General features: G+C 70.3%; 21 protein-coding genes. 20 read left to right on the top strand and 1 reads right to left on the bottom strand.

Annotated elements, in window-relative coordinates; translation table 11 throughout:
• Position 1: 1 nt before the first annotated feature.
• From AOP78_RS11605 to AOP78_RS11590, 5 genes are read left to right on the top strand one after another with little or no spacing between them, the layout of a single operon-like run.
• Positions 2 to 787, top strand: a complete 786-nt coding sequence (locus tag AOP78_RS11605; RefSeq protein WP_062204789.1) for a flagellar biosynthetic protein FliR — start codon at positions 2 to 4, stop codon at positions 785 to 787.
• Positions 784 to 1,887, top strand: a complete 1,104-nt coding sequence (locus AOP78_RS11600) for an EscU/YscU/HrcU family type III secretion system export apparatus switch protein (protein ID WP_083980078.1) — start codon at positions 784 to 786, stop codon at positions 1,885 to 1,887. The genes AOP78_RS11605 and AOP78_RS11600 overlap by 4 nt, the downstream gene beginning before the upstream one ends.
• Positions 1,884 to 2,051, top strand: coding sequence for a hypothetical protein (locus tag AOP78_RS15255; protein ID WP_160297631.1), 168 nt, complete (start codon positions 1,884 to 1,886; stop codon positions 2,049 to 2,051). Before AOP78_RS11600 ends, AOP78_RS15255 begins: the two co-directional genes overlap by 4 nt.
• The gene (flhA, locus tag AOP78_RS11595) at positions 2,051 to 4,102 is read left to right on the top strand and encodes a flagellar biosynthesis protein FlhA (protein ID WP_152659539.1); all 2,052 of its coding nucleotides are present in this window, start codon (positions 2,051 to 2,053) and stop codon (positions 4,100 to 4,102) included. Before AOP78_RS15255 ends, flhA begins: the two co-directional genes overlap by 1 nt.
• Positions 4,080 to 5,909 carry a hypothetical protein gene (locus AOP78_RS11590; RefSeq protein ID WP_152659526.1) on the top strand — a complete coding sequence of 610 codons (1,830 nt, stop codon included), beginning with the start codon at positions 4,080 to 4,082 and terminating at the stop codon, positions 5,907 to 5,909. The genes flhA and AOP78_RS11590 overlap by 23 nt, the downstream gene beginning before the upstream one ends.
• Before the next feature lie 132 nt (positions 5,910 to 6,041).
• On the opposite strand, the gene AOP78_RS11585 is transcribed toward AOP78_RS11590, so the two are convergent.
• Positions 6,042 to 7,547, bottom strand: coding sequence for an HNH endonuclease signature motif containing protein (locus AOP78_RS11585; RefSeq protein ID WP_062204778.1), 1,506 nt, complete (start codon positions 7,545 to 7,547; stop codon positions 6,042 to 6,044).
• 195 nt (positions 7,548 to 7,742) lie between these two features.
• Between AOP78_RS11585 and csrA the strand changes: the two genes are divergently transcribed.
• From csrA to AOP78_RS11510, 15 genes are all read left to right on the top strand, one after another.
• The gene (gene csrA, locus AOP78_RS11580) at positions 7,743 to 8,000 is read left to right on the top strand and encodes a carbon storage regulator CsrA (RefSeq protein ID WP_062204775.1); all 258 of its coding nucleotides are present in this window, start codon (positions 7,743 to 7,745) and stop codon (positions 7,998 to 8,000) included.
• 100 nt (positions 8,001 to 8,100) lie between these two features.
• A complete protein-coding gene (locus AOP78_RS11575; RefSeq protein ID WP_062204772.1) occupies positions 8,101 to 8,328 on the top strand; it encodes a FeoA family protein in 228 nt (75 codons plus the stop codon).
• Positions 8,325 to 10,301 (top strand): ferrous iron transporter B, encoded by a 1,977-nt coding sequence (gene feoB / locus AOP78_RS11570; protein ID WP_083980076.1) that lies wholly within the window; start codon positions 8,325 to 8,327, stop codon positions 10,299 to 10,301. The genes AOP78_RS11575 and feoB overlap by 4 nt, the downstream gene beginning before the upstream one ends.
• The gene (locus AOP78_RS11565; protein ID WP_062204768.1) at positions 10,298 to 10,549 is read left to right on the top strand and encodes a hypothetical protein; all 252 of its coding nucleotides are present in this window, start codon (positions 10,298 to 10,300) and stop codon (positions 10,547 to 10,549) included. Before feoB ends, AOP78_RS11565 begins: the two co-directional genes overlap by 4 nt.
• 151 nt (positions 10,550 to 10,700) lie before the next feature.
• A complete protein-coding gene (locus AOP78_RS11560) occupies positions 10,701 to 11,261 on the top strand; it encodes a hypothetical protein (protein ID WP_062204765.1) in 561 nt (186 codons plus the stop codon).
• The gene (locus AOP78_RS11555) at positions 11,258 to 11,812 is read left to right on the top strand and encodes a hypothetical protein (RefSeq protein WP_062204761.1); all 555 of its coding nucleotides are present in this window, start codon (positions 11,258 to 11,260) and stop codon (positions 11,810 to 11,812) included. The genes AOP78_RS11560 and AOP78_RS11555 overlap by 4 nt, the downstream gene beginning before the upstream one ends.
• Positions 11,813 to 11,944: 132 nt before the next feature.
• Positions 11,945 to 14,350, top strand: a complete 2,406-nt coding sequence (locus tag AOP78_RS11550; RefSeq protein WP_062204758.1) for a chemotaxis protein CheW — start codon at positions 11,945 to 11,947, stop codon at positions 14,348 to 14,350.
• Position 14,351: 1 nt separating this feature from the next.
• Positions 14,352 to 14,771: a chemotaxis protein CheW gene (locus AOP78_RS11545; RefSeq protein WP_062204755.1), complete on the top strand. Its 420-nt coding sequence runs from the start codon at positions 14,352 to 14,354 to the stop codon at positions 14,769 to 14,771.
• Between the two features lie 153 nt (positions 14,772 to 14,924).
• Positions 14,925 to 15,983 carry a protein-glutamate methylesterase/protein-glutamine glutaminase gene (locus AOP78_RS11540; RefSeq protein ID WP_062204751.1) on the top strand — a complete coding sequence of 353 codons (1,059 nt, stop codon included), beginning with the start codon at positions 14,925 to 14,927 and terminating at the stop codon, positions 15,981 to 15,983.
• On the top strand, positions 15,980 to 16,786 hold the full coding sequence (locus tag AOP78_RS11535) for a CheR family methyltransferase (RefSeq protein ID WP_062204748.1): 807 nt from the start codon (positions 15,980 to 15,982) through the stop codon (positions 16,784 to 16,786). Before AOP78_RS11540 ends, AOP78_RS11535 begins: the two co-directional genes overlap by 4 nt.
• A 5-nt stretch (positions 16,787 to 16,791) precedes the next feature.
• Positions 16,792 to 17,175: a response regulator gene (locus tag AOP78_RS11530; RefSeq protein WP_062204745.1), complete on the top strand. Its 384-nt coding sequence runs from the start codon at positions 16,792 to 16,794 to the stop codon at positions 17,173 to 17,175.
• Entirely contained in the window at positions 17,172 to 17,666 is a 495-nt protein-coding gene (locus tag AOP78_RS11525) for a chemotaxis protein CheX (protein WP_062204742.1), read from the top strand. Before AOP78_RS11530 ends, AOP78_RS11525 begins: the two co-directional genes overlap by 4 nt.
• Before the next feature lie 31 nt (positions 17,667 to 17,697).
• Positions 17,698 to 18,060, top strand: coding sequence for a response regulator (locus AOP78_RS11520; RefSeq protein WP_062204740.1), 363 nt, complete (start codon positions 17,698 to 17,700; stop codon positions 18,058 to 18,060).
• A complete protein-coding gene (locus AOP78_RS11515) occupies positions 18,057 to 18,551 on the top strand; it encodes a hypothetical protein (protein WP_062204737.1) in 495 nt (164 codons plus the stop codon). The genes AOP78_RS11520 and AOP78_RS11515 overlap by 4 nt, the downstream gene beginning before the upstream one ends.
• A 286-nt stretch (positions 18,552 to 18,837) precedes the next feature.
• On the top strand, positions 18,838 to 19,679 hold an 842-nt coding region (locus tag AOP78_RS11510), incomplete at its 3' end, for a HAMP domain-containing protein (RefSeq protein WP_160297630.1).

Genomic DNA, 19,679 nt, shown 5'->3' with positions numbered 1-19,679 from the left:
CATGGAGCTGACCTTCGACCTCGCGTTCGTCGAGACCCTCATGCTCGCGGGCGTGAGGCTCACGGCGTTCCTCGTCGTCGCGCCGCCGTTCAACGTGAAGCAGTTCCCCGGCTCGGTGAAGGCCGCGCTCGGCATCGGCATCGCGCTCGCGGCCATGCCTCGCGTCACGGCGGCGTCCGAGATCGCCCCCGGCTCGCTCCTCGCGCAGGAGACCCCCGGCGCGCTCATCGGGGCCCTCGTCCTGCAGGCCTTCATCGGGCTCGCGCTCGGCTTCATGGTCCGCCTGGTCTTCGCCGCGGTCGAGACCGCGGGCTCGCTCATCGACGTCATGGGAGGCTTCCAGATGGCGTCGGCCTACGACCCGGTCTCCGGCTCGCAGGGAGCGACCTTCAGCCGCTTCTACTCCATGACGGCGCTCGTGCTGCTGTTCGCGTCCGACGCGCATCAGCTCATGATCGCCGGCATGGTGCGCACCTTCGACGTGCTGCCGCTCGGCGTCGCGCCGTCGCTGTCGGTGATGGCCGATCTCATGACGAACGGCTTCGCACAGCTCATGGTGGCGGCGCTCCAGATCGCGGGCCCGCTCGTCGTCGTCCTCTTCCTCGCCGACGTCGGCCTGGGCCTGCTCACGCGAGTCGCTCCCGCGCTCAACGCGTTCGCGCTCGGCTTCCCGCTCAAGATCCTGCTCACCCTCTCGCTCGGCTCGATCGCGTTCCTCGCCCTGCCAAGCATCATCGGCACGCTCACGGATGAGGCCCTCCAGATGATCCTGGGAGGCGCGCAGTGAGTGACAAGGACGCCGGAGAGAAGACCGAGAAGGCCACACCGAAGCGCATGAAGCAGCTGCGCCGCGACGGCGCGCTGCAGCGATCCACCGACATGAACGCGTGGGTCGTCGTGGGCTCGGCGGTCCTCATGATGCCCTTCGTGATCTCGCACGCGCGGGACGCGGCGACGGAGCAGCTCGTCGCGCTCGAGGCGATCGCCGCCTCCCCCGAGGAGATGGTCGCGCTCGAGGCCTTCCAGCAGGGCCTTGCGTCCGTGATCACGACGATCCTGCCGCTGCTCGGAGTCGTGGCGCTCGCCGCGGTCATCGCGACGGTCGCGCAGGGCGGCATCCACTTCTCTCCCAAGAAGCTCAAGCCGAAGTTCGACAACTTCAACCCGAAGAACGGCGCCAAGAAGCTCTTCGGCAAGGAGGCCTGGTGGAACGGCATCAAGGCCGCGCTCAAGGCGGCCGCGATCGGCACGGTGCTGTACTTCGTGATCCAGGGCCTCGTCCCGCTGCTGCTCGGCTCGGGCGTGCACTCGTTCACGACGATGGTCGACACGGCGGTCGGCGGCGTCACGGACCTCGTCAAGACCGCGGTGTTCGCGGGCCTCGCGCTCGCGGGCGCGGACATGTTCGTCATCATGAAGCGCAACCGCAAGCAGACGATGATGTCCAAGCAGGAGATCAAGAACGAGCACAAGCAGTCCGAGGGCGACCCGCACATCAAGGGTCAGCGACGCGCCCGCCAGATGGCGATGAGCCGCAACCGCATGATGGCGGCGATCGCCGACGCCGACGTCGTCATGGTGAACCCCACCCACGTGGCCGTGGCCCTCAAGTACGAGCCCGGCACGGGCGCGCCCCGCGTCGTCGCGAAGGGCTCGGGCCACATCGCGGCGAAGATCCGCGAGAAGGCCGCCGACAACAGGATCCCGATGGTCCAGGACATCCCGCTCGCCCGCGCGCTCCACTCCGCGTGCGAGATCGGCGACGAGATCCCCCCGCACCTGTACGCGGCCGTCGCGAAGGTGCTCGCCTTCGTCATGGCCCTCCGCCGCCGCGGCGCCGCCGCGGGCATGCACCGCAACCCGCACGCCGAGGAGGTCGCCGCATGACCGACACCCGCATCGTCCTGGCTGGCGCGAGCGCCCGCCACCGCATCGTCCCGCGCGCGTGTCCCGCGCCTGGCTTCCGCGCCCACCGCATCGTCCCTGTGACGCGTGAGCTTCCCCCCTTCCCCGCAGTCCTCGCCCTCCCCCTCAAGGAGAACCAGCCATGATGAAGAACCGGATGACACAGTTCGCCGTGCCCGTCGGGGTCGTCGGCATCGTCCTGCTGCTCGTCGTGCCGCTGCCGGCCGCGCTGCTCGACTTCCTCATCGTCACCAACATCGCGCTGTCGCTCGTGGTGCTGCTCACGTCGATGTACGTGCAGCGCCCGCTCGACTTCTCGGTCTTCCCGTCGATGCTCCTGGTGCTGACCCTGTTCCGGCTCGGCCTGAACGTCGCGTCGACGCGCCTCGTGCTGCGCGACGGCTACGCGGGCGAGGTGATCGGCGCGTTCGGCCACTTCGTGGTGGGCGGCTCGATCATCATCGGCCTCGTCATCTTCCTCATCCTCGTCATCATCCAGTTCGCGGTCATCACGAACGGTGCCGGCCGCGTGGCCGAGGTCGGCGCGCGCTTCACCCTGGACGCCATGCCCGGCAAGCAGATGGCGATCGACGCGGATCTCAACTCGGGGCTCATCGACGAGGCCACCGCCCGCCAGCGCCGCGCGGACGTCGCGGCCGAGGCCGACTTCTACGGCGCCATGGACGGTGGCTCGAAGTTCGTCAAGGGCGACGCGATCGCGGGCATCATCATCACCGTCATCAACCTGCTGGGCGGCTTCGGCGTCGGCATGCTGCAGATGGGCATGGATCCGGGCGAGGCGCTCGAGCGGTTCTCGATGCTCACCATCGGTGACGGCCTCGTCTCCCAGATCCCCGCGCTGCTGCTGTCCGTCTCGACAGGCATCATCGTCACCCGCGCCACGGCGCAGGAGGACATGGGAACAGCGGCGAGCCGTCAGCTCACGCAGTCCCGCACCGCGCTCATGATCGCAGGCGGCGCCGCGGTGCTCCTCGCGCTCGTGCCGGGCATGCCGAAGCCGCCGTTCCTGGTCCTCGGCATCGGGCTCCTGATCATCGGGCAGCGCGTCGGCGCACGAGAGAAGGCCGAGCAGTCCCAGGAGATCGCGGCCCCCAAGAGCCCCGAGGGTCCGGGACCGGACTCGCCGGAGGCGATCATGGAGCAGATGCGCGTCCACGCGCTCGAGATCCAGCTGGCACCCGACCTGGTCGACCTGGTCGGCAGCGGCTCCGACCAGGACCTGCTGGCCCGCGTCAAGGGCCTGCGCCGCAAGATCGCGATGGAGCTCGGCCTCGTCATCCCGCCGGTCCGCACCCGCGACTCGGTCGACCTGCCGCGCTCCACGTACGTGGTCCGCATCGGCGGCGTCGAGGTCGCGCGCGGCGAGGCGCCGGTCGGCCGCCTGCTCGCGCTCGGCGACCACCTCGACCAGTTCGCGGGCGAGTCCGTCCGGGAGCCGGTGTTCGGGCTCATGGGCAAGTGGGTGCCGATGCAGGCGCGTGCGCAGGCCGAGCTCGCGGGAGCGACCGTCGTCGACCGGGTCTCGGTGCTCGTCACGCACCTCGGCCAGATCATCACGGACAACGCCCCGCGCCTCCTCACCCGCGAGGATGTGCGCGTCCTGGTGGACGGCGTCAAGCAGGTCAACCCGGCCGTGGTCGACGAGCTGGTGCCGTCGCTCCTGTCGCTCGGCGAGATCCAGCGCGTCCTTCAGGGGCTGCTCGCGGAGCGGGTCTCGATCCGCGACCTCCCCCGCATCTTCGAGGGGCTGTCGCTTCGGGCCAAGGTCTCGACCGACCCGGAGGGCCTCATCGAGGCCGCTCGCGGGGCGCTCGGTCCGGCTGTCGCGGCGGCGCACACGCAGGACGGCGTGCTCCGCGTCCTCACGCTCGAGCCGCTGCTCGAGCAGCAGCTGGTCGAGGCGCGTCGCCCTGGCGACGACGGCACGCAGCTCGCGGTCGACCCCGACCGCCTGGAGCGCCTCATCCAGTCGGCGCGCCAGCGTCTGGACGATGTGGAGAGGGCAGGTTTCGAGGCGGTCGTCGCGTGCGCTCCCGTGCTGCGTCCGGCGTTGCGCCGCACGCTGGCCCTTGCCATCCCGCACGTGGTTGTTCTTTCCTATACAGAGGTGACCGGCGCTTCGGTGCAGGTCGAGACGGTGGGAGTCGTGAGCGATGCCGCAACGATTGCATCTTGAGGGTTCCGACCCGCACGAGCTGCTCGTGCAGGCGCGCGAGCAGTACGGCCCGCACGTCACCGTCGTGCGCGCGGAGCGCGTCCGCAGCGGCGGCGTCATGGGCTTCTTCGCCAAGGAGATGTACGAGCTGACGCTCGAGGTCCCGGACACCGCGCTCGCCGTCGAGGCGGGGCCCGCGTCGACGCGCCCCAGGATCGATCCTTCGGAGCGGCTGTCGCCCGAGGTGGCGGCGGAGATCGCCGACGCGGAGGCGCTGCGGGCGGAGATGCTGGGTGGGGCTCGGCCCGCGGCCTCGCCGTCCACGGGCGCGACGCCCGCGCTTCACGCGTTCGAGCAGGCCATGGACGCGGCGGTCGGGCTGCCCGCGATGGACGATGCGTCGGCCACGGACGATGCGATCCTCCAGTCAGGGGTGCCCTTCCAGTCAGGGGTGCCCTTCCAGTCAGGGGTGCCCTTCCAGTCAGGGGCGCCGTTCCAGTCCGAGACGCGGACGTTCGTTCCGGCGGCGTTCCCCGCCGCGGATCCGGCCGCGCGTGTCGTCAACCCGCGCGTTCCTGCCGTAGACGACGTGGCCACGGACGACGCGGCGGCTGAGGTGCTGGCAGCCGGTGGTGTGCCCGGGCTGGATGCTTCGGCCGATGCCGCGCCCGCAGAGGCTTTGCATGTCGAGACCGCGCCCGTCGAGACCGCGCCCGTCGAGACCGCGCCTGGCGAGACCGTGTCGGCAGAGGCGATGCCGGTTGAGGCTGAGTCTTTCGCCCCTGAGCGAGAGTCCTCGACCTTCGCGCCGTTCGCGCCCGCCGCCGGTCAGGGCGGACAGGGCGGTCAGCCGGAGCGCCTGATCGTCCCGGCGCTCGCGCCCGAGTCCCCTGTGCTGCCCGCAGCGCTGGCAGAGCCTCCCGCCTCCTTGCCGGCGGCCGCCGGTGCCACTGCCGCCTCCGAGCCGGCTGCCGGTGCTCCTGCCGCGCCCGCCCCGGATGCAGCCACGGCCCCCGCTTCACGCGGCATCACCGCCCCGGTCGAGACTGTCGTCTCGGCGCTTCCCGCGGTCACCCCGGAGGCGCTCGCGGACGATGCGGCGCCCACCACTTCCGGCATCGTCATCCACCGGTGGGGCGTGCAGAGCGACCTGGTCGACGCGGTCGCGGCCGGCCCGACCGCGGCAGATCTGCTTGCGCTGGGCGTGCCCCCGCGCCTGCTCGGTGACGGTGTCGCCTTGTCGGATCGGGTGCCGCTGCTCGGGATGGTAGCGAGGCTTGGATCCCCGACGCAGCGTCGGCTCGAGCCGGGAGAGCTCCTGGTCGTGGCGGGTGCGCCGCAGCGTGCGCTCGCGGTCGCGCGTCAGGTGACGTCCTGGATGGGGCTGCCCGAGGAGTCGCTCGTGCTGGCTGGCGAGTGCGAGGCGATCCGCGGGCACGGTCGTCGGATCCGCACCGAGGCGGCGGCCCGCGCCGCCCGCGCGCGCGCGCATGAGGCGGCGGCCGAGGGTCTTCCGCTCGTGGTCGCTCTGGGCATCGCTCCTGGGCGGCGTGGCGCGATCGCGGCGACGCCGCTGCTCACCGCGTTCGAGGCGGATTCAGCGTGGTTCGCGGTCGACGCCGGCGAGGCGCACGGGGTCGCGGCCGCGATGGAGCCGCTCGCCGTGGGCGCACGTCTGGACGCGATCGCCGCGGTCGGCGTCGGACGTTCGCAGTCGCCCGCTGCGCTGTTGGATGCGGAGCTTCCCGTGGCGTGGATGGATGGGTTGCCCGCGTCGCCCACGGTGTGGGGCGCGCTGCTCGCGGAGCGGGTCGCCGCGCACCGTTGAGGCTCGTGGGCTCGTGGGCTCGTGGGCTCGTGGGCTCGTGGGCTCGTGGGCTCGTGGGCTCGTGGCCCGCGGCTCTTGCGCTTGCTCCTGCTTCTGACGCTGCCGGCGTCGCGGCTGCGGGCGGAGCTCTCCCTAGGACGTCAGGGCAGGCTCTCTGTTGCCGGCCGGGGCCTGGTCGGTGTCGAGATCGGGTCCCAGCTCGAGGGCGGCGTTGCCTCCCAGGCGTGGGGTGCGGGAGGGGTCTTGGGAGCGTGGTGGGGTGAACCACACCTGCTCGGCCTTGATCTCGATGTCCCAGCCTTGAGCGTGGACGTCGTGATGACAGCGTGTGCACAGCATGACGCCGTTGGACAGGTCGGAGCGTCCGCCGTGCTCCCAGGGGATGACGTGGTGGGCCTCGCAGTGCTCGACGGGGGCGTGACAGCGGGCGCAGCCGCCGTCGCGTTCGATCATCCCCAGCCGCTGGTACCGGCTGAACAGTCGCTGCTGGCGTCCGAGCTCGATCACGGCGCCGTCACGGCCGAGCACCTCGGGGATCACGCCTGCCTCTGCCGCCAGGCGTCGCAGCCCGGTGATGGAGACGGGCTGGTCGATGCCGTCGATCGACCCGATCCCGACCCCTGACCGCAGGTCCTCAAGGTTCATACGGATCACCATCGTGGTGCGCACCCCTGAAGCGTCGGTCCCGGTGCAGCCCAACGCGTGACGAGCGAGCTCGTACAGGGCGTCGGCACGCATCTGACCCTTGGTGCGCGTGTCGACGCCACCGGTCCCGTCGGCCGCCGCGTCGGCGGCTGTCGCGTCGGGGCGCGCTTGGTTGCGCACGTCACGAGTCGTCATCTGCTCGAGCACCGCGATGATCGGCGCCGCGCTCGCGGCGTCGAGCTTGCCGTGGATCACGGTCATGCCGTCGCTGCCCTGCTTCCACCACAGGTACCGCTCCTGGTGGTTCTTCTTCTCGCGCTCCTCCAGCGCGGCCTGATCGGCGCGAGCCACCGCCCGCGCGACCATCTTCGCCACCTCGTTGGCGCTCTTGCCCTCCGCGCGGGCGACCAAGCGCTTCTCAAGATCGGCCAGCGCGCTGGCGTCGATCTTGTCGGCAAGCGAGTTCAGCCCGCGCACGATGGTCCCGGCCGCATCGGTCGACAACGACCCGTCGAGCTGAGCCGCGGCAGCACGGGGATACTTGCACCGCTTCGGCTTCGGCGTGGGAGTCGGCTTGGGTGCGGGGTTGTCGTCGGGATCCGGCTCGCCAGAGCCCGCCGCACCGAACAGCCCCTCCTCCTGCCCAGGCTGGTCGCCATCCTCGCGGTCGTCGTCGGTCTCGGTGAACGCGTCCCCGGCGTCGATCTGGTTGTTCGCGCTCGAGTGCGAACCGCCACGCACCTTCGACAACAACCCCGAAGCGTTGCCATGACCCTGTCGCCGCGCGAACCCGCCACCCGGGGCCGCCGGATCCGACAACCGCATGATCTCCCCGGCTACACGCGATCCGAGCGCTCCCACCAGCCGCTCCAACTGAGCGATCGCGACCGTCAGATCCAACAGCTCGCCCTCACCGAGCCCACTGCAATCGTGCGCAGCAAGCGCACGCACCTGCGCGCTCACCTGCTCCACATCAGCGGTCCCGATCACCATGGGTACAGTCCATCAGAGGGGTCTGACAATCAGGGCATAACGGACTCGACGGGGTGTGAACCCGGGCCGAGGCCAGGGTGCGCGGCGACGATGTCGCTCGCCCACATCGTCCGGTTCCTCCGATCTGACGCGCGATACGCGCCGATTCCAGCCGACCCTGACCATGTTCTGGCCGACACCCGTTAGGCTCGTCGCATGCTGGTCCTGTCCCGTCGCGTCGGTGAGCGCCTCGTCATCGGTAACGACATCGTGGTGTCGATCATCGATGTCCGCTCCGACGGCGTGCGCATCGGCATCGACGCGCCCCGCTCGGTGAAGGTGACGCGCGCGGAGATCCTCGAGGCGGTCGAGAAGCAGAACGCCGAGGCCGCGGCCATGGACGACAGCGCGATCGAGGCCCTCAAGTCCATCGCGCCGCCCATGCCCGCCGAGACGGACGAGAAGCCCGCCTGACGCATCGTCCCGATCCATCGTCATTACGAAACTTAGGCGTTTCGAAAACCGGGACCAAAGTAGGTAAGGCGAGCCTGACTCTCCGACTTACCCTGATTCGGTGACACTCGCCGACCTTCCCCGGGGCGCCCGCGCGCACATCCGCGCCGTGAACGCTGAGGCCGACACGGCCCTGCGCCTGCGCGAGATGGGGCTGCGCCGAGGCACGCTCGTCGGCGTGGTCGGCATCGCGGCGGCAGGTGCGCGAGTCGTGAGCATCGGTGCCGCGCGCATCGCGATCGACCTCGAGACGGCCCGCAGCATCGAGGTCAAGGTGGCGAGCGCATGAGCGCCGACCACTGCGCGCCCGGCGGGCCCGCGAAGCGCCCGGCCGGAGCCCCCGCGAAGCGCCCGGCCGGAACCTCCGCGACCGTCACCGGAGCGACCACGACCACGCCCCGCGTGATGCTCGTCGGCAACCCCAACGTCGGAAAGTCCACCCTCTTCAACACCCTCACGGGCTCGCGCCAGCACGTGGTCAACGCCCCCGGCACGACGGTCACCCTCACGGAGGGAGCGTGGCGCTGCGGGACCACCATGGTCGAGCTCGTCGACCTGCCCGGAACGTACTCCCTGGTAGCGCGCTCGCCCGACGAGCAGGTCGCCGCCGATGCCGTCGCCGCGGGCCACGGCGAGCTCGACGTCGTCGTCCTCGACGCGACCGCCCTCAGCCGCTCGCTCTACCTCCTCGCGCAGATCGCGCTCACCGACGTCCCCGTCGTCGTGGCCGTCACGATGGCCGACCTCGCCGCGTCGCGCGGCCTCGCCCCCGACATTGCCGCGCTGGGTCGCACGCTCGGTGTCCCCGTCGTCGCCGTCAACGGCCGCACGGGGGAGGGCGTCGACGCTCTCGCCCACGCCGTCTCGGTCTCGCTCGAGCGCCCCCGGCGCGTGCAGGGCCTGCCGTGCACGGCCGCGGACGACGGCGAGCTCACGTCCGAGCTCGAGCGCGCCCAGGTCCTGTTCGACTGGGTCGAGAGCGTGGTCGATGAGGTCCTTCCCCCGGACGATGCGAAGCCCGCCTTCTCCGACACGCTCGACCGGGTGCTCCTCAGCCCCTGGTTCGGCATCCCGATGTTCGGCCTGGTCGTGTGGGCGATCTTCGAGCTCACCACCGTCGCGGCGGCGCCGCTCATGGACGCGATGTCGGGCTTCGTGGACGGCCCCGTGAGCGCGGGCGCGCAGGCGCTCCTCGAGGCGGCCCACGCGCCTGCGTGGCTCGAGTCCTTCGTGGTCGGGGGAGTGCTCGCCGGGCTCAGCGCCGTGGTGTCGTTCATCCCCCTCATGGCGCTCATGTTCGTCGCGATCGGCTCGCTCGAGGCGTCCGGCTACCTGGCCCGCGTGGCCGTCGTGGCGGACAAGGCCCTGCGTCGGATCGGCTTGGACGGCCGCGCGATGCTGCCGCTGATCGTGGGCTTCGGCTGCAACGTCCCCGCGCTCACGGCCACCTCGGTGCTGCCTCACGCGCGTCAGCGCCTGCTCGCGGGGATGCTCGTGCCCCTCACCTCGTGCACGGCGCGCCTCGCGGTCTACCTGGTGCTCGCGGAGACGTTCTTCCCTCAGCGCGCCGGCACCGTCGTCTTCCTCCTGTACGTGATGTCGGTGGTGCTCGTGGTCGTCGGGGGGCTGCTCGCGCGCGGCACGGTGATGCGCGACCTCAGGCCGCAGTCCCTCGTCATCGCGCTGCCCGACTACCAGTGGCCGCACCTGCGCACGCTCGGCCGCTCGGTCTGGGCGCGCGTCGTCTCCTTCATCCGCAAGGCCGGCACGGTGATCCTGCTCGCGGTGGTCGCGCTGTGGACGCTGCAGGCGATCCCCGTGCGCGGCGACGCGACGATCGCGGACGTGCCCGTCGAGGACTCGCTGTACGGCGTCGTCGCGGAGGGCATCGCGCCGGCGCTCGCGCCCATGGGGTTGGACGACTGGCACATCGCCGCCGCGCTCGTCACGGGCGTCGCGGCGAAGGAGGCCGTGGTCGGCGCGCTCGCCCAGTCGTACGCGCTGGACGACACGACCGACTCCGGCGCCGCCGCCCTGCGCGACGAGGTCCGTGCGACCGTGAACGAGACCTCGGGCGGCCATCCCGGCGCGGCCTCCTTCGCGCTGATGCTCTTCATCCTCGCCTACCTGCCGTGCTTCGCGACCCTCGCCGAGCAGCGGCGCCTCTACGGCGGGAGATGGACGACGGGCGCGGCCGCCACGTCCTTCGTGGGCGCCTACCTCCTCGCGACTCTGGTGTTCCAGGTGGGGAGCCGGCTGTGACAGGACGACGCGCCACCCACCCGGTCAAGGGTGCCGGCTCGGTCTTCGGTTCCGTGGTCGCGCTCATGGGCCGGGGCTTCACCCCCGCGGGCGCCGCGCGAGAGCTCGGCATCAACGCGGATCTCGCCCAGGCGGTCGCGGAGGAGGCGCAGCGCCTCGGCCTCGTCGTGGACACGGGCACCGCGTGCGGCACCGGCTGCACCCCGGGCGCGAAGATCGCGTGCGCGGGCTGCCCGATCTCGCGCTGACGCGCCCCTTCCGGAGAGATGCTTCGGGGTGCTAGAAATGCCTCAGCCCACGAGCGGGGTGTTGCCTTGACGGCGGCTACGGGGCGGCGGTTGGCGTGGGGCCAGTTCCGCTGTGCCGGGCGCGACGCGTCCGCGGAGCCCGGGGGAGAGCATGGACGACGTCGCGCGATGGGCCCACATCGATCGTCTGAGGGAGAGCCTCGGTATCGACGGCGAGGCGATAGCCGCTGCGGTGGTCGCCGACGGCGACGAAGCGGTCCTCGAGTGGTGGACCTGGATGCGCGCACGCGCGGACGAGTACCTCTCGGCACGAGCGTCGTGCGCGAGCGATGGGATGCTCGGCGAGGCCTTCGAGGTGGTCCTGAGCGGCCGCGAGACCTTCGACTCGGCGGTCGCGTCTCCCGAGACGTTCACGACTCCGTACGGCGAGGAGGGCTTCCTCCTGATGGAGGAGCTCGAGTGCTTCTACTGGGAGAGCACCGGACGCTCCATCGAGGATCCCGAAGCGGAGCCCGACCCCGCGGCGTGGGAGGTCGCGGAGGACGGCTGGCGAGAGCGGCTCTCGCCTTCGGGCCTGCTGCTCACCCTCGTGCACCTGCCGGTCGTGGTCATCATGGGAGCGGCTCTCGGTGCGATGCGGATGGCGGAGGCCTTCCGTGGCCTCCGCGCTGCGCTGCGACCCGAGGATGGACGTTGGGGGAGCGGCGCATGACGCCGGTGCGACGCCGAGCCTTGCTCGGGGCCGTCGTCCTCACGGCGGCGACGCTCAGCGGATGCTCCCGCGAGGCCTACGACGCGCCGCTCGCGTGGATCGACCACGGCGACGGCACGGCCTCCGTCGTCACCCCGCTGTGCGCGGGTGACGTGCCGTGGCTCGTCGAGGTCAGCGAGACCGACTCAGGAGATTCCGGCGGCTACGTGCTCTACGAGCCCACGGCGAAGGATCCGAGCGACGTTGACGCCGTCCAGGAGTGGCCGCTGCCCGCTCCGACCGACGCCTCCGAGATCCCCGCCGGCTGGGCGTTGGACGACAGCAGCCAGACCGAGCGCCTCGAGGGCGCGACCCGCGAGCTCGGGGCGATCTGGGTGACCTCGTACGACACGCGCGCCTTCGTCGAGCCCGCGGCCCTGAGCGGCGAGTCCGAGGCATGGCTCGTCAGCACTGATGCCGACGGCGAGACCCGGCAGGAGGCGATGTCGGCCGAGGACGCGCGCGCCGCTGTCCTTGCCTGGTGCGACGACTACACGCCGCTGCCTGACTAGGTCGGGCGACACCCGCATCGTCCCTGCGCCCGTTTCACCCGACCTGACACGACTGCTCACCATCGCGTACCCCCGGCCGATGAGCACCCTGACACGGCAGAGAGCCGCCAGGAACGTGACAGGAGCGTATCGATGGACGCGATGGATGAGATCGTCCGGGAGTTCGTGGTCGAGAGCTACGAGAACCTCGACCAGCTTGACCAGGACCTTGTCGCTCTGGAGAGCGACGCCGGCTCGCGCGCTCTGCTGAGCTCGGTGTTCCGCACCATCCACACCATCAAGGGCACCTCGGGCTTCCTTGCTTTCAGCAACCTCGAGTCCCTCACGCACGTCGGCGAGAACCTCCTCGCCGAGCTGCGTGACGGCAAGCGTGAGATGACTCAGCTCACCGCCGACGTGCTGCTCAAGATGGTCGACGCGGTGCGCGACCTGCTCGGCTCGATCGAGGCCACCGGCAACGAGGGCACGATCGACACCGCGCCCGTCGTCGCCGAGCTCCAGGCCGTCCTGGACGACCCGACCGGCGGCGCCGCCGCGGCCGCGGCTCCCGCCGACGCCGACGCCGACGACGCGCTGTCCGAGGCCATGACGGCCCTCCACGTGAGCGACGACGACGAGGACGACGAGGACGACGAGGACGACGAGGAGCTTCCCGCCGAGGAGGCCGTCGCCGAGCCGGAGCCCGCTGCGGAGCCCGCCGCGGAGCCCGCCAAGACCATCAAGCCGAAGATCGGCAAGCGCCCGGCCGACAAGCCCGCCGAGGCCCCGGCGCCGGCAGCCCCTGCGGCCGCCGCCGCGCCCGCGGCCCCCGCCGCGAAGACGGAGAAGGTCGAGGAGACCGCGGTCCGCTCGGCCGCCGAGCAGTCGATCCGCGTGGACGTGGACGTGCTCGACGCCCTCATGCGTCACGTCGGCGAGCTCGTCCTCGCCCGCAACGCGATGACCAACCTGGCCGCCGACATGGACGACCCGGTCCTGGTCCGCGCCTCGCAGCGCCTGTCGCTCATCGCGACCGAGCTGCAGCAGGGCGTCATGAAGACCCGCATGCAGCCGATCGACCACGTGTGGAACAAGGTTCCCCGCATGGTGCGCGACATCTCGTCGGCCCTCGGCCGCAAGGTGCGCCTCGACATGGTCGGCAAGGACACGGAGCTCGACCGCGGCGTCCTGGAGGCGATCAAGGACCCGCTGACGCACCTGATCCGCAACGCGATCGACCACGGCATCGAGACGCCCGAGACCCGCACCAAGGTCGGCAAGCCCGAGCAGGGTGTGCTCACCCTGAAGGCCTACCACCAGGGCGGTCAGGTCGTCATCGAGATCACGGACGACGGCAAGGGCATCGACCCCGAGGTCATCTCGGCCAAGGCCATCGAGAAGGACCTCAAGACCGCGGCGCAGATCGAGGCGATGAGCCCGCAGGACATCCTGCAGCTGCTCTTCCTGCCCGGCTTCTCGACCGCCGAGAAGGTCACGAACGTGTCCGGTCGCGGTGTCGGCATGGACGTCGTCAAGACCAAGATCGACGGGATCGGCGGCGTCGTCGACGTGCAGTCGACCCCCGGCGCCGGCACCACGTGGCGCCTGCGCATCCCGCTGACGCTGGCCATCATGCCCGCGCTGACCGTGGAGTCGGCCTCCGAGACCTTCGCGATCCCGCAGGTGAACCTGCTCGAGCTGCTCGCGATCGACGACAAGCTCACCGGCATCGACCACGTGGGCGACGCCCCGGTGTACCGCCTGCGCGGCCACCTGCTCCCGCTCGTGGATCTGCGCGACGTGCTCGGCCGCCAGAAGCGAGAGTCGCTCGTCGGTGCAGTCATCGCGGTGCTGCAGGCAGACGGCGGCCGCTTCGGCCTCCTGGTCGACAAGGTCCGCAACACCGAGGAGATCGTCGCCAAGCCGATCGCCGCGGCCATCAAGACCATCGGCCTCTACGCCGGCGCGACGCTGCTGGGCGACGGATCGGTCACGCTGATCCTCGACATCCCCGCGGTCGCCCGTCGGGCCCTGGAGCTCAACGAGACCCAGATCGAGGGCCACGACGAGCACGCCGGCCGCGGCGACACCGAGCAGATGCTCGTGGTCTCCGTCGGCGACGGGCGCCAGCTCGCGATGCCGCTCGGCGCGGTCACCCGCCTCGAGCGCCTCCCCGCGACGGTCCTCGAGACCGTCGGAGGCGCGAGCGTCATGCAGTACCGCGACCGGATCACGCCGGTGGTCGACCTGGCCCAGATGCTCGGCGCCGGCGCGGCCTTCCGCGAGGAGCTCGCCTTCGTCGTGTGCCAGCGCGGCGACCGGACCGTGGCGCTCATCGCCAACGAGGTGGTCGACATCGTCGACTCCTCGGAGGAGGAGCGTTCCGAGGTGTCGGGCTACGGCCTGCTCGGGTCGATCGTGGTCAAGGACAAGGTCACCGAGCTGCTCGACCTGGAGGCCGCGGTCACCGCCGCGGACGCCTCCTTCTACGAGGCCGACGACAACGTCTTCAACGAGTCCGAGGTAGCCGAGCTCATCGGCGCCGGGAAGGGAGCCTGACATGCGTCACCAGCTCGCCACGTTCAAGCTCGACGACCGCCTGTACGGCGTCGACGTCGCCCGGGTCCAGGAGGCCCTCAAGATCCAGGCTCACACGCCGGTGCCCCACGCGCCGCGCACCGTGGCCGGCCTCGTGAACCTTCGCGGCCAGGTGGTCCTCATGGTGGATCTCCGCGCCCGTCTGGGTCGCGAGCCGTACGGTCCGGACGACGAGCCGATGATGATGGTCGTCAACATCGACGGCGAGCCGATCTCGCTGCTGGTCGACGCGGTCGGCGACGTCCTTGAGCTCGACCCCGACACGTTCGGCCCCCCGCCGCCCACGCTCGAGGAGTCGCTCCAGGAGCTCGTGACCGGCGTCTACTCGATGGAGGACGAGCTCCTCCTGTCGCTCGACGTCGATCTCGCCGCCCAGGTCTGACCCGACCTCCCCCACTTCCCCAGTTCCCACGCCGGGGCCCGCGAGGGCCCGGCACCACCCTGGCGCCGAAGGCGTCAGCAGAGGAGACACGATGACAACGCAGAGCGGAGGCGCTCGCCTCGAGCGCTCGGGCCGCCGGATGGGCGGTCGCTGATGGCCCCCATCAAGGTCCTCGTCGTCGACGACTCCGTCGTGGTGCGCCGCATCGTCACCGAGGCGCTGGCCGCCGACCCGTCGATCGAGATCGTCGGCGTCGCGCAGAACGGTCAGATCGCGCTGACGAAGGTCGCGTCTCTCAGGCCCGACCTGATCACGATGGACATCGAGATGCCGATCATGAACGGCATCGAGACCGTGACGGAGCTGCGCCGCCGCAACGTGCGCACCCCGATCATCATGTTCTCGACCCTCACGTCGCATGGCGCGTCCGCCACGCTCGACGCTCTCGCAGCGGGTGCTACGGACTACGTCACCAAGCCGACGCGCGTCGCCGACCCGGCCGAGGCCGTCGGCGTCATCAAGCAGCAGCTGCTGCCGAAGATCAAGGCCCTCGTCGGGCGCCCGCGCCTCACCGCGCCGGCCCGCGTCGCCGAGCCCCAGGGCCCAGTGCGTCGTCCGCGTGCCGTCGTCATCGGGTCCTCCACGGGAGGTCCCGAGGCGCTGTCGAAGGTCATCGGCGCGCTGCCCTCGGCCCTGCCCGTGCCGGTGCTCGTCACGCAGCACATGCCGCCCGTCTTCACCGCGCAGCTCGCCAACAGGCTCGACCGTCTCGGCCCCTCCCACGTCGTGGAGGCCAAGGAGGGCGACCGTCTCGACCCGGGCCGCATCTACGTCGCGCCCGGCGATTATCACCTCGAGGCGCGCAACCAGGGAACGCTCGTCAAGGCGGTGGTCCACCAGGGACCGCAGGTGAACTTCTGCCGCCCCGCCGTGGACGTCATGTTCGACTCCGCCGTGAAGGTGTGGGGAGGCGACCTGCTCGCCGTGATCCTCACCGGCATGGGCGCCGACGGACGCGAGGGCGCGCGCAAGATCAAGGACGCCGGAGGTCGTGTGATCGTCCAGGACGAGGCCACCTCGGTGGTCTGGGGGATGCCGGGAGCAGCCGCGACCGCGGGCCTCGCTCACCAGATCCTCCCGATCTCCGAGATCGCTCCGGCGATCGCCGCCATCTTCGCGGGCCGCACCGCGGGAGTGGGGGTCGGACGATGAGCATCGCACCCGAGGCCTTCGACTTCGTCGCGACGCTGGTGCGCCAGCGCAGCGCGATCCAGCTCGAGAAGGGCAAGGAGTACCTGGTCGAGAGCCGCCTCGCGCCGCTCGCCAGGTCCGCCGGCGCCCCGAACGTCGACGCCTACGTCCGCACCCTGCGCGCCAACACCGGCCTGCACGATGCGGTGGTCGAGGCGCTCACCACGAACGAGACGTCCTGGTTCCGCGACATCAGCCCGTTCAACATGCTGCGCCAGCACGTGATCCCGGAGCTGCGCAACCAGGGCAAGCGTCACCTCAAGGTCTGGTCGGCCGCATGCTCGTCCGGCCAGGAGCCCTACTCGATCGCGATGACGGTCAAGGACCACCACGCGGACCTGGGGCTCTCGGTCACCGCGACCGACCTGTCTGAGGAGGTCCTGTCCAAGGCCCGCCTCGGCGCGTACAGCCAGCTCGAGGTCAACCGCGGCCTTCCCGCCCCGGTTCTCGTCAAGCACTTCGTGCGCAAGGGTGCGACCTTCGAGATCAACCCCCAGCTGCGTGACCAGATCACGTTCCGCAAGCACAACCTGCTGGACCAGCCGCCCGTGGGCGGCCCGTTCGACATCGTGTTCATCCGCAACGTCCTCATCTATTTCGACGTCGCGACGAAGCGCGAGGTGCTCTCCAAGGTCAGGCGCTCCCTGGCACCTGGCGGGTACCTGTTCCTCGGCGCCGCCGAGACCACCATCGGAATCGACGACTCCTGGGAACGCGTCCACGAAGGTGGCGCATCCGTATACAGGCCTCGCGAAGGGAAGTAGACGACATGAAGGCACTTGTCATCGATGACTCGCGCGTCATGCGCCGCATCGTCGGGGGGATCCTCACCGGCGTCGGCTTCGACGTGGTCGAGGCCGGGGACGGTAAGGAGGCGCTCGCGCGCCTCGAGGAGAACGACGACGTGCAGCTGTGCTGCATCGACTGGAACATGCCGGTGATGACCGGCTTCGAGTTCGTGGTCGAGGCACGCAAGCGCGACGAGTGGCGCGACATCACCCTGATGATGGTGACGACCGAGGGCGAGCAGAACCAGATCGTCCGCGCGCTCGCCGCCGGCGCCCACGAGTACGTCATCAAGCCCTTCACCCCCGATGTGATCGTCGACAAGCTCCAGTTCCTGGGGCTCGTCGAGGCGAAGGAGACGCTGTGACCGTCACGACCATGTGGGAGGTCCTCGCGGACCCCGACCCCATCTTCACGATCGCGGAGGACCTCTTCGCGACCATGATCGACGGCGAGCCCGGCCACCTCATCCGGTGGTACGGCGAGCGCCCCGCGATCCTGCACCCGACCTACACGTGGGTCGACGTCCTCGGAGGAGATCAGGACGCGCGCGTCCTCATCTCGATGGGGCACGACACGGGCGACGACCTCGCCCGGGTCCTGTTCGACCTCGAGGACACCGACGAGGTGCCGGGAGTCGATTTCGACGATGCGGTGGGAGAGCTGGTGAACGTCGTGGGCGGCAACGTCAAGTCGCTCGTGACGCATCCCGGCGCCCTGACGATGCCGACCGTGTCCGGCGGCATGCCGGACATGTCCGGCCTCGAGCCGATCGTCGATGCCTGCGTCACCTGGAAGGGCTCTCTCGTCTGCGTGAGCCTCTGGGTGTTCGAAGAGAAGTCCACAACCACGCCCTGACCCGACCGAAAGAGAAAGAGAGGTGGCCGACATGAAGGTTGTCGTCGCCGATGACAGCCGCGTCATGCGGCAGATCGTGATCCGTACGCTCCGTCAGGCGGGTTACGACTGGTGGGAGATCGAGGAGGCCGAGAACGGCGCCGACGCTCTCACGAAGATCCAGGCCGGACAGCCCGACTTCGTGCTGTCCGACTGGAACATGCCCGAGATGACCGGTATCGAGCTGCTGCGCAACCTGCGCGGCGCAGGAGACGAGACGCCCTTCGCGTTCGTCACCTCCGAGGGCTCGGACCAGATGCGCGAGATGGCCGAGCAGGCCGGCGCGCTGTTCCTCATCGCCAAGCCGTTCACCGCGGACACGTTCCGCGACACGATCGACCCCCTCCTCGCATGAGCGCCGTTGACCTCCTGCCGACGCCGGTGCCCACGGCGTTCGAGGTGAGGGAGCTCTTCGAGGGCATGCTCGGCCGCGACGTCGAGTGGAGCGACGGCAAGAAGGTGGACCCCCTCGAGGGGGCCGCCTGCGCCACCTACGTGGACGACTTCAGCAATATCCACGCGATCGCGCTCGTCGACGTCCCGCTCATCGCGCGCGGCGGCTCGGCGATCGCGCTGATGCCGCAGAACGGCGCTGAGCAGGCCGTCACCAGCGGCCTGGTGACTCCGCCCCAGTTCGACAACATGTCGGAGATCCTCAACGTGGCCGCATCGCTGTTCAACAAGAAGGACACGGTGCATCTCAAGCTCAAGGAGACGTACGCGCCGCGCGAGACCCTGCCCGGCGACGTCAACTCGCTCGCGCTCCAGGAGGGCGGCCGCATCGATGGCACGCTGTCCATCCAGGGCTACGGCGACGGACGCATCTCGGTGATCGTCGCGTACTAGGCATCACCTCCCAGACCGGGTTCGGCGACCCCCACCTCTAGCGCCGCGCCCGGCATCGCACCGGCCCGCGGGCCCGCTGCACCCCTCGCCAGGGTGCGCGGCCCGCGGGCCTTCGTGCGTTCTCGGGCGGGAGGCACGGGCGTTGTGGCGGACGCCCCCGGGGGGCGTCCGGGATCAGGCCGGAAGAGAAGTTCACGTATCGCGATGTTTCTCTTGAATGTCCTGGCATCCGTCCGATGGGCCGGATGAGTCCCCGCGATCATTCGTCCTCACCAAGGAAAGAGAAATGCGCACCCCTGACTCCGCCATGCGTCCGGCGAATGGACGCCGATTCGGACTGTCCCTTCAGGTTCTTCTGGCTTTCGGCACGGTCGTCGCCCTGCTCGCCGCGGTCGCAGCGATCGCTGTCATCCAGCTGAGAGGACAGGGCTCCAACGATCAGCAGGCGATGGAGCATTCCTCAGACTCGGACACGAAGGCCGCTGAGGTGCTCGCGGCGCTGAACGCGGTGCGTTTCCAGCAGATGGAGATGCGATCGAGCTCGGGAGACGAGCTGGTCGCGGACTGGGCGACCGAGCAGGAGCTGTTCACCGCGTTCGAGTCCAAGCTCGATGAGTTCTCCCAGTTCTTCACCTCCACCTACGGCGCCGATATGCAGTGGGGCACCGAGGAGCAGCAGGCGTGGCAGGACTACAAGGACGCGATCACCTCCGCGTACGACCCGACGTACACCGGCACGGAGGTGGACCGGAGCACCCGCGCCGAGCTCGCCGACACCATGCTCGGCCACGTCGGCGATCTCACCGACCAGGTGGACGACCAGATCGCGATCAACTCGGCCGATGCCGCCTCCCAGGTCACGAAGGTCACGTACATGCTGGTCGGGATCGCCGTGGTCGCCGTCGGCGTCGCCGTCGCGTTGGGCGTCTGGTTCGCGCGGCGCATCACCGGTGCGGCCGGCAAGGTTGAGCGGTCTCTCGAGGCGATGGGTGAGGGCGACCTGACCGTCGAGGCGGACGTGACGTCGAATGATGAGCTGGGCGACATGGCCCGGTCGTTGCGGAAGGCGCAGGGCGCGCTCAGGGAGACGATGGCCGAGGTCATCGACTCCGCGCAGACGGTGGCTGC

The sequence above is a fragment of the Demequina salsinemoris genome (genome assembly GCF_000974805.1).
Lineage (GTDB): Bacteria > Actinomycetota > Actinomycetes > Actinomycetales > Demequinaceae > Demequina > Demequina salsinemoris.
Note: the sequence above shows the minus strand (reverse complement) of the source record. Positions and strands in the feature narration are given on the sequence as shown.

Bases quoted from the DNA above. Each gene is read 5' to 3' on its own strand.
- AOP78_RS11605 (WP_062204789.1), top strand. From the start codon at position 2: ATGGAGCTGACCTTCGACCTCGCGTTCGTCGAGACCCTCATGCTCGCG.
- AOP78_RS15255 (WP_160297631.1), top strand. From the start codon at position 1,884: ATGACCGACACCCGCATCGTCCTGGCTGGCGCGAGCGCCCGCCACCGC.
- flhA (WP_152659539.1), top strand. From the start codon at position 2,051: ATGAAGAACCGGATGACACAGTTCGCCGTGCCCGTCGGGGTCGTCGGC.
- AOP78_RS11590 (WP_152659526.1), top strand. From the start codon at position 4,080: ATGCCGCAACGATTGCATCTTGAGGGTTCCGACCCGCACGAGCTGCTC.
- AOP78_RS11585 (WP_062204778.1), bottom strand. From the start codon at position 7,547: ATGGTGATCGGGACCGCTGATGTGGAGCAGGTGAGCGCGCAGGTGCGT.
- csrA (WP_062204775.1), top strand. From the start codon at position 7,743: ATGCTGGTCCTGTCCCGTCGCGTCGGTGAGCGCCTCGTCATCGGTAAC.
- feoB (WP_083980076.1), top strand. From the start codon at position 8,325: ATGAGCGCCGACCACTGCGCGCCCGGCGGGCCCGCGAAGCGCCCGGCC.
- AOP78_RS11560 (WP_062204765.1), top strand. From the start codon at position 10,701: ATGGACGACGTCGCGCGATGGGCCCACATCGATCGTCTGAGGGAGAGC.
- AOP78_RS11555 (WP_062204761.1), top strand. From the start codon at position 11,258: ATGACGCCGGTGCGACGCCGAGCCTTGCTCGGGGCCGTCGTCCTCACG.
- AOP78_RS11550 (WP_062204758.1), top strand. From the start codon at position 11,945: ATGGACGCGATGGATGAGATCGTCCGGGAGTTCGTGGTCGAGAGCTAC.
- AOP78_RS11545 (WP_062204755.1), top strand. From the start codon at position 14,352: ATGCGTCACCAGCTCGCCACGTTCAAGCTCGACGACCGCCTGTACGGC.
- AOP78_RS11540 (WP_062204751.1), top strand. From the start codon at position 14,925: ATGGCCCCCATCAAGGTCCTCGTCGTCGACGACTCCGTCGTGGTGCGC.
- AOP78_RS11535 (WP_062204748.1), top strand. From the start codon at position 15,980: ATGAGCATCGCACCCGAGGCCTTCGACTTCGTCGCGACGCTGGTGCGC.
- AOP78_RS11530 (WP_062204745.1), top strand. From the start codon at position 16,792: ATGAAGGCACTTGTCATCGATGACTCGCGCGTCATGCGCCGCATCGTC.
- AOP78_RS11520 (WP_062204740.1), top strand. From the start codon at position 17,698: ATGAAGGTTGTCGTCGCCGATGACAGCCGCGTCATGCGGCAGATCGTG.
- AOP78_RS11515 (WP_062204737.1), top strand. From the start codon at position 18,057: ATGAGCGCCGTTGACCTCCTGCCGACGCCGGTGCCCACGGCGTTCGAG.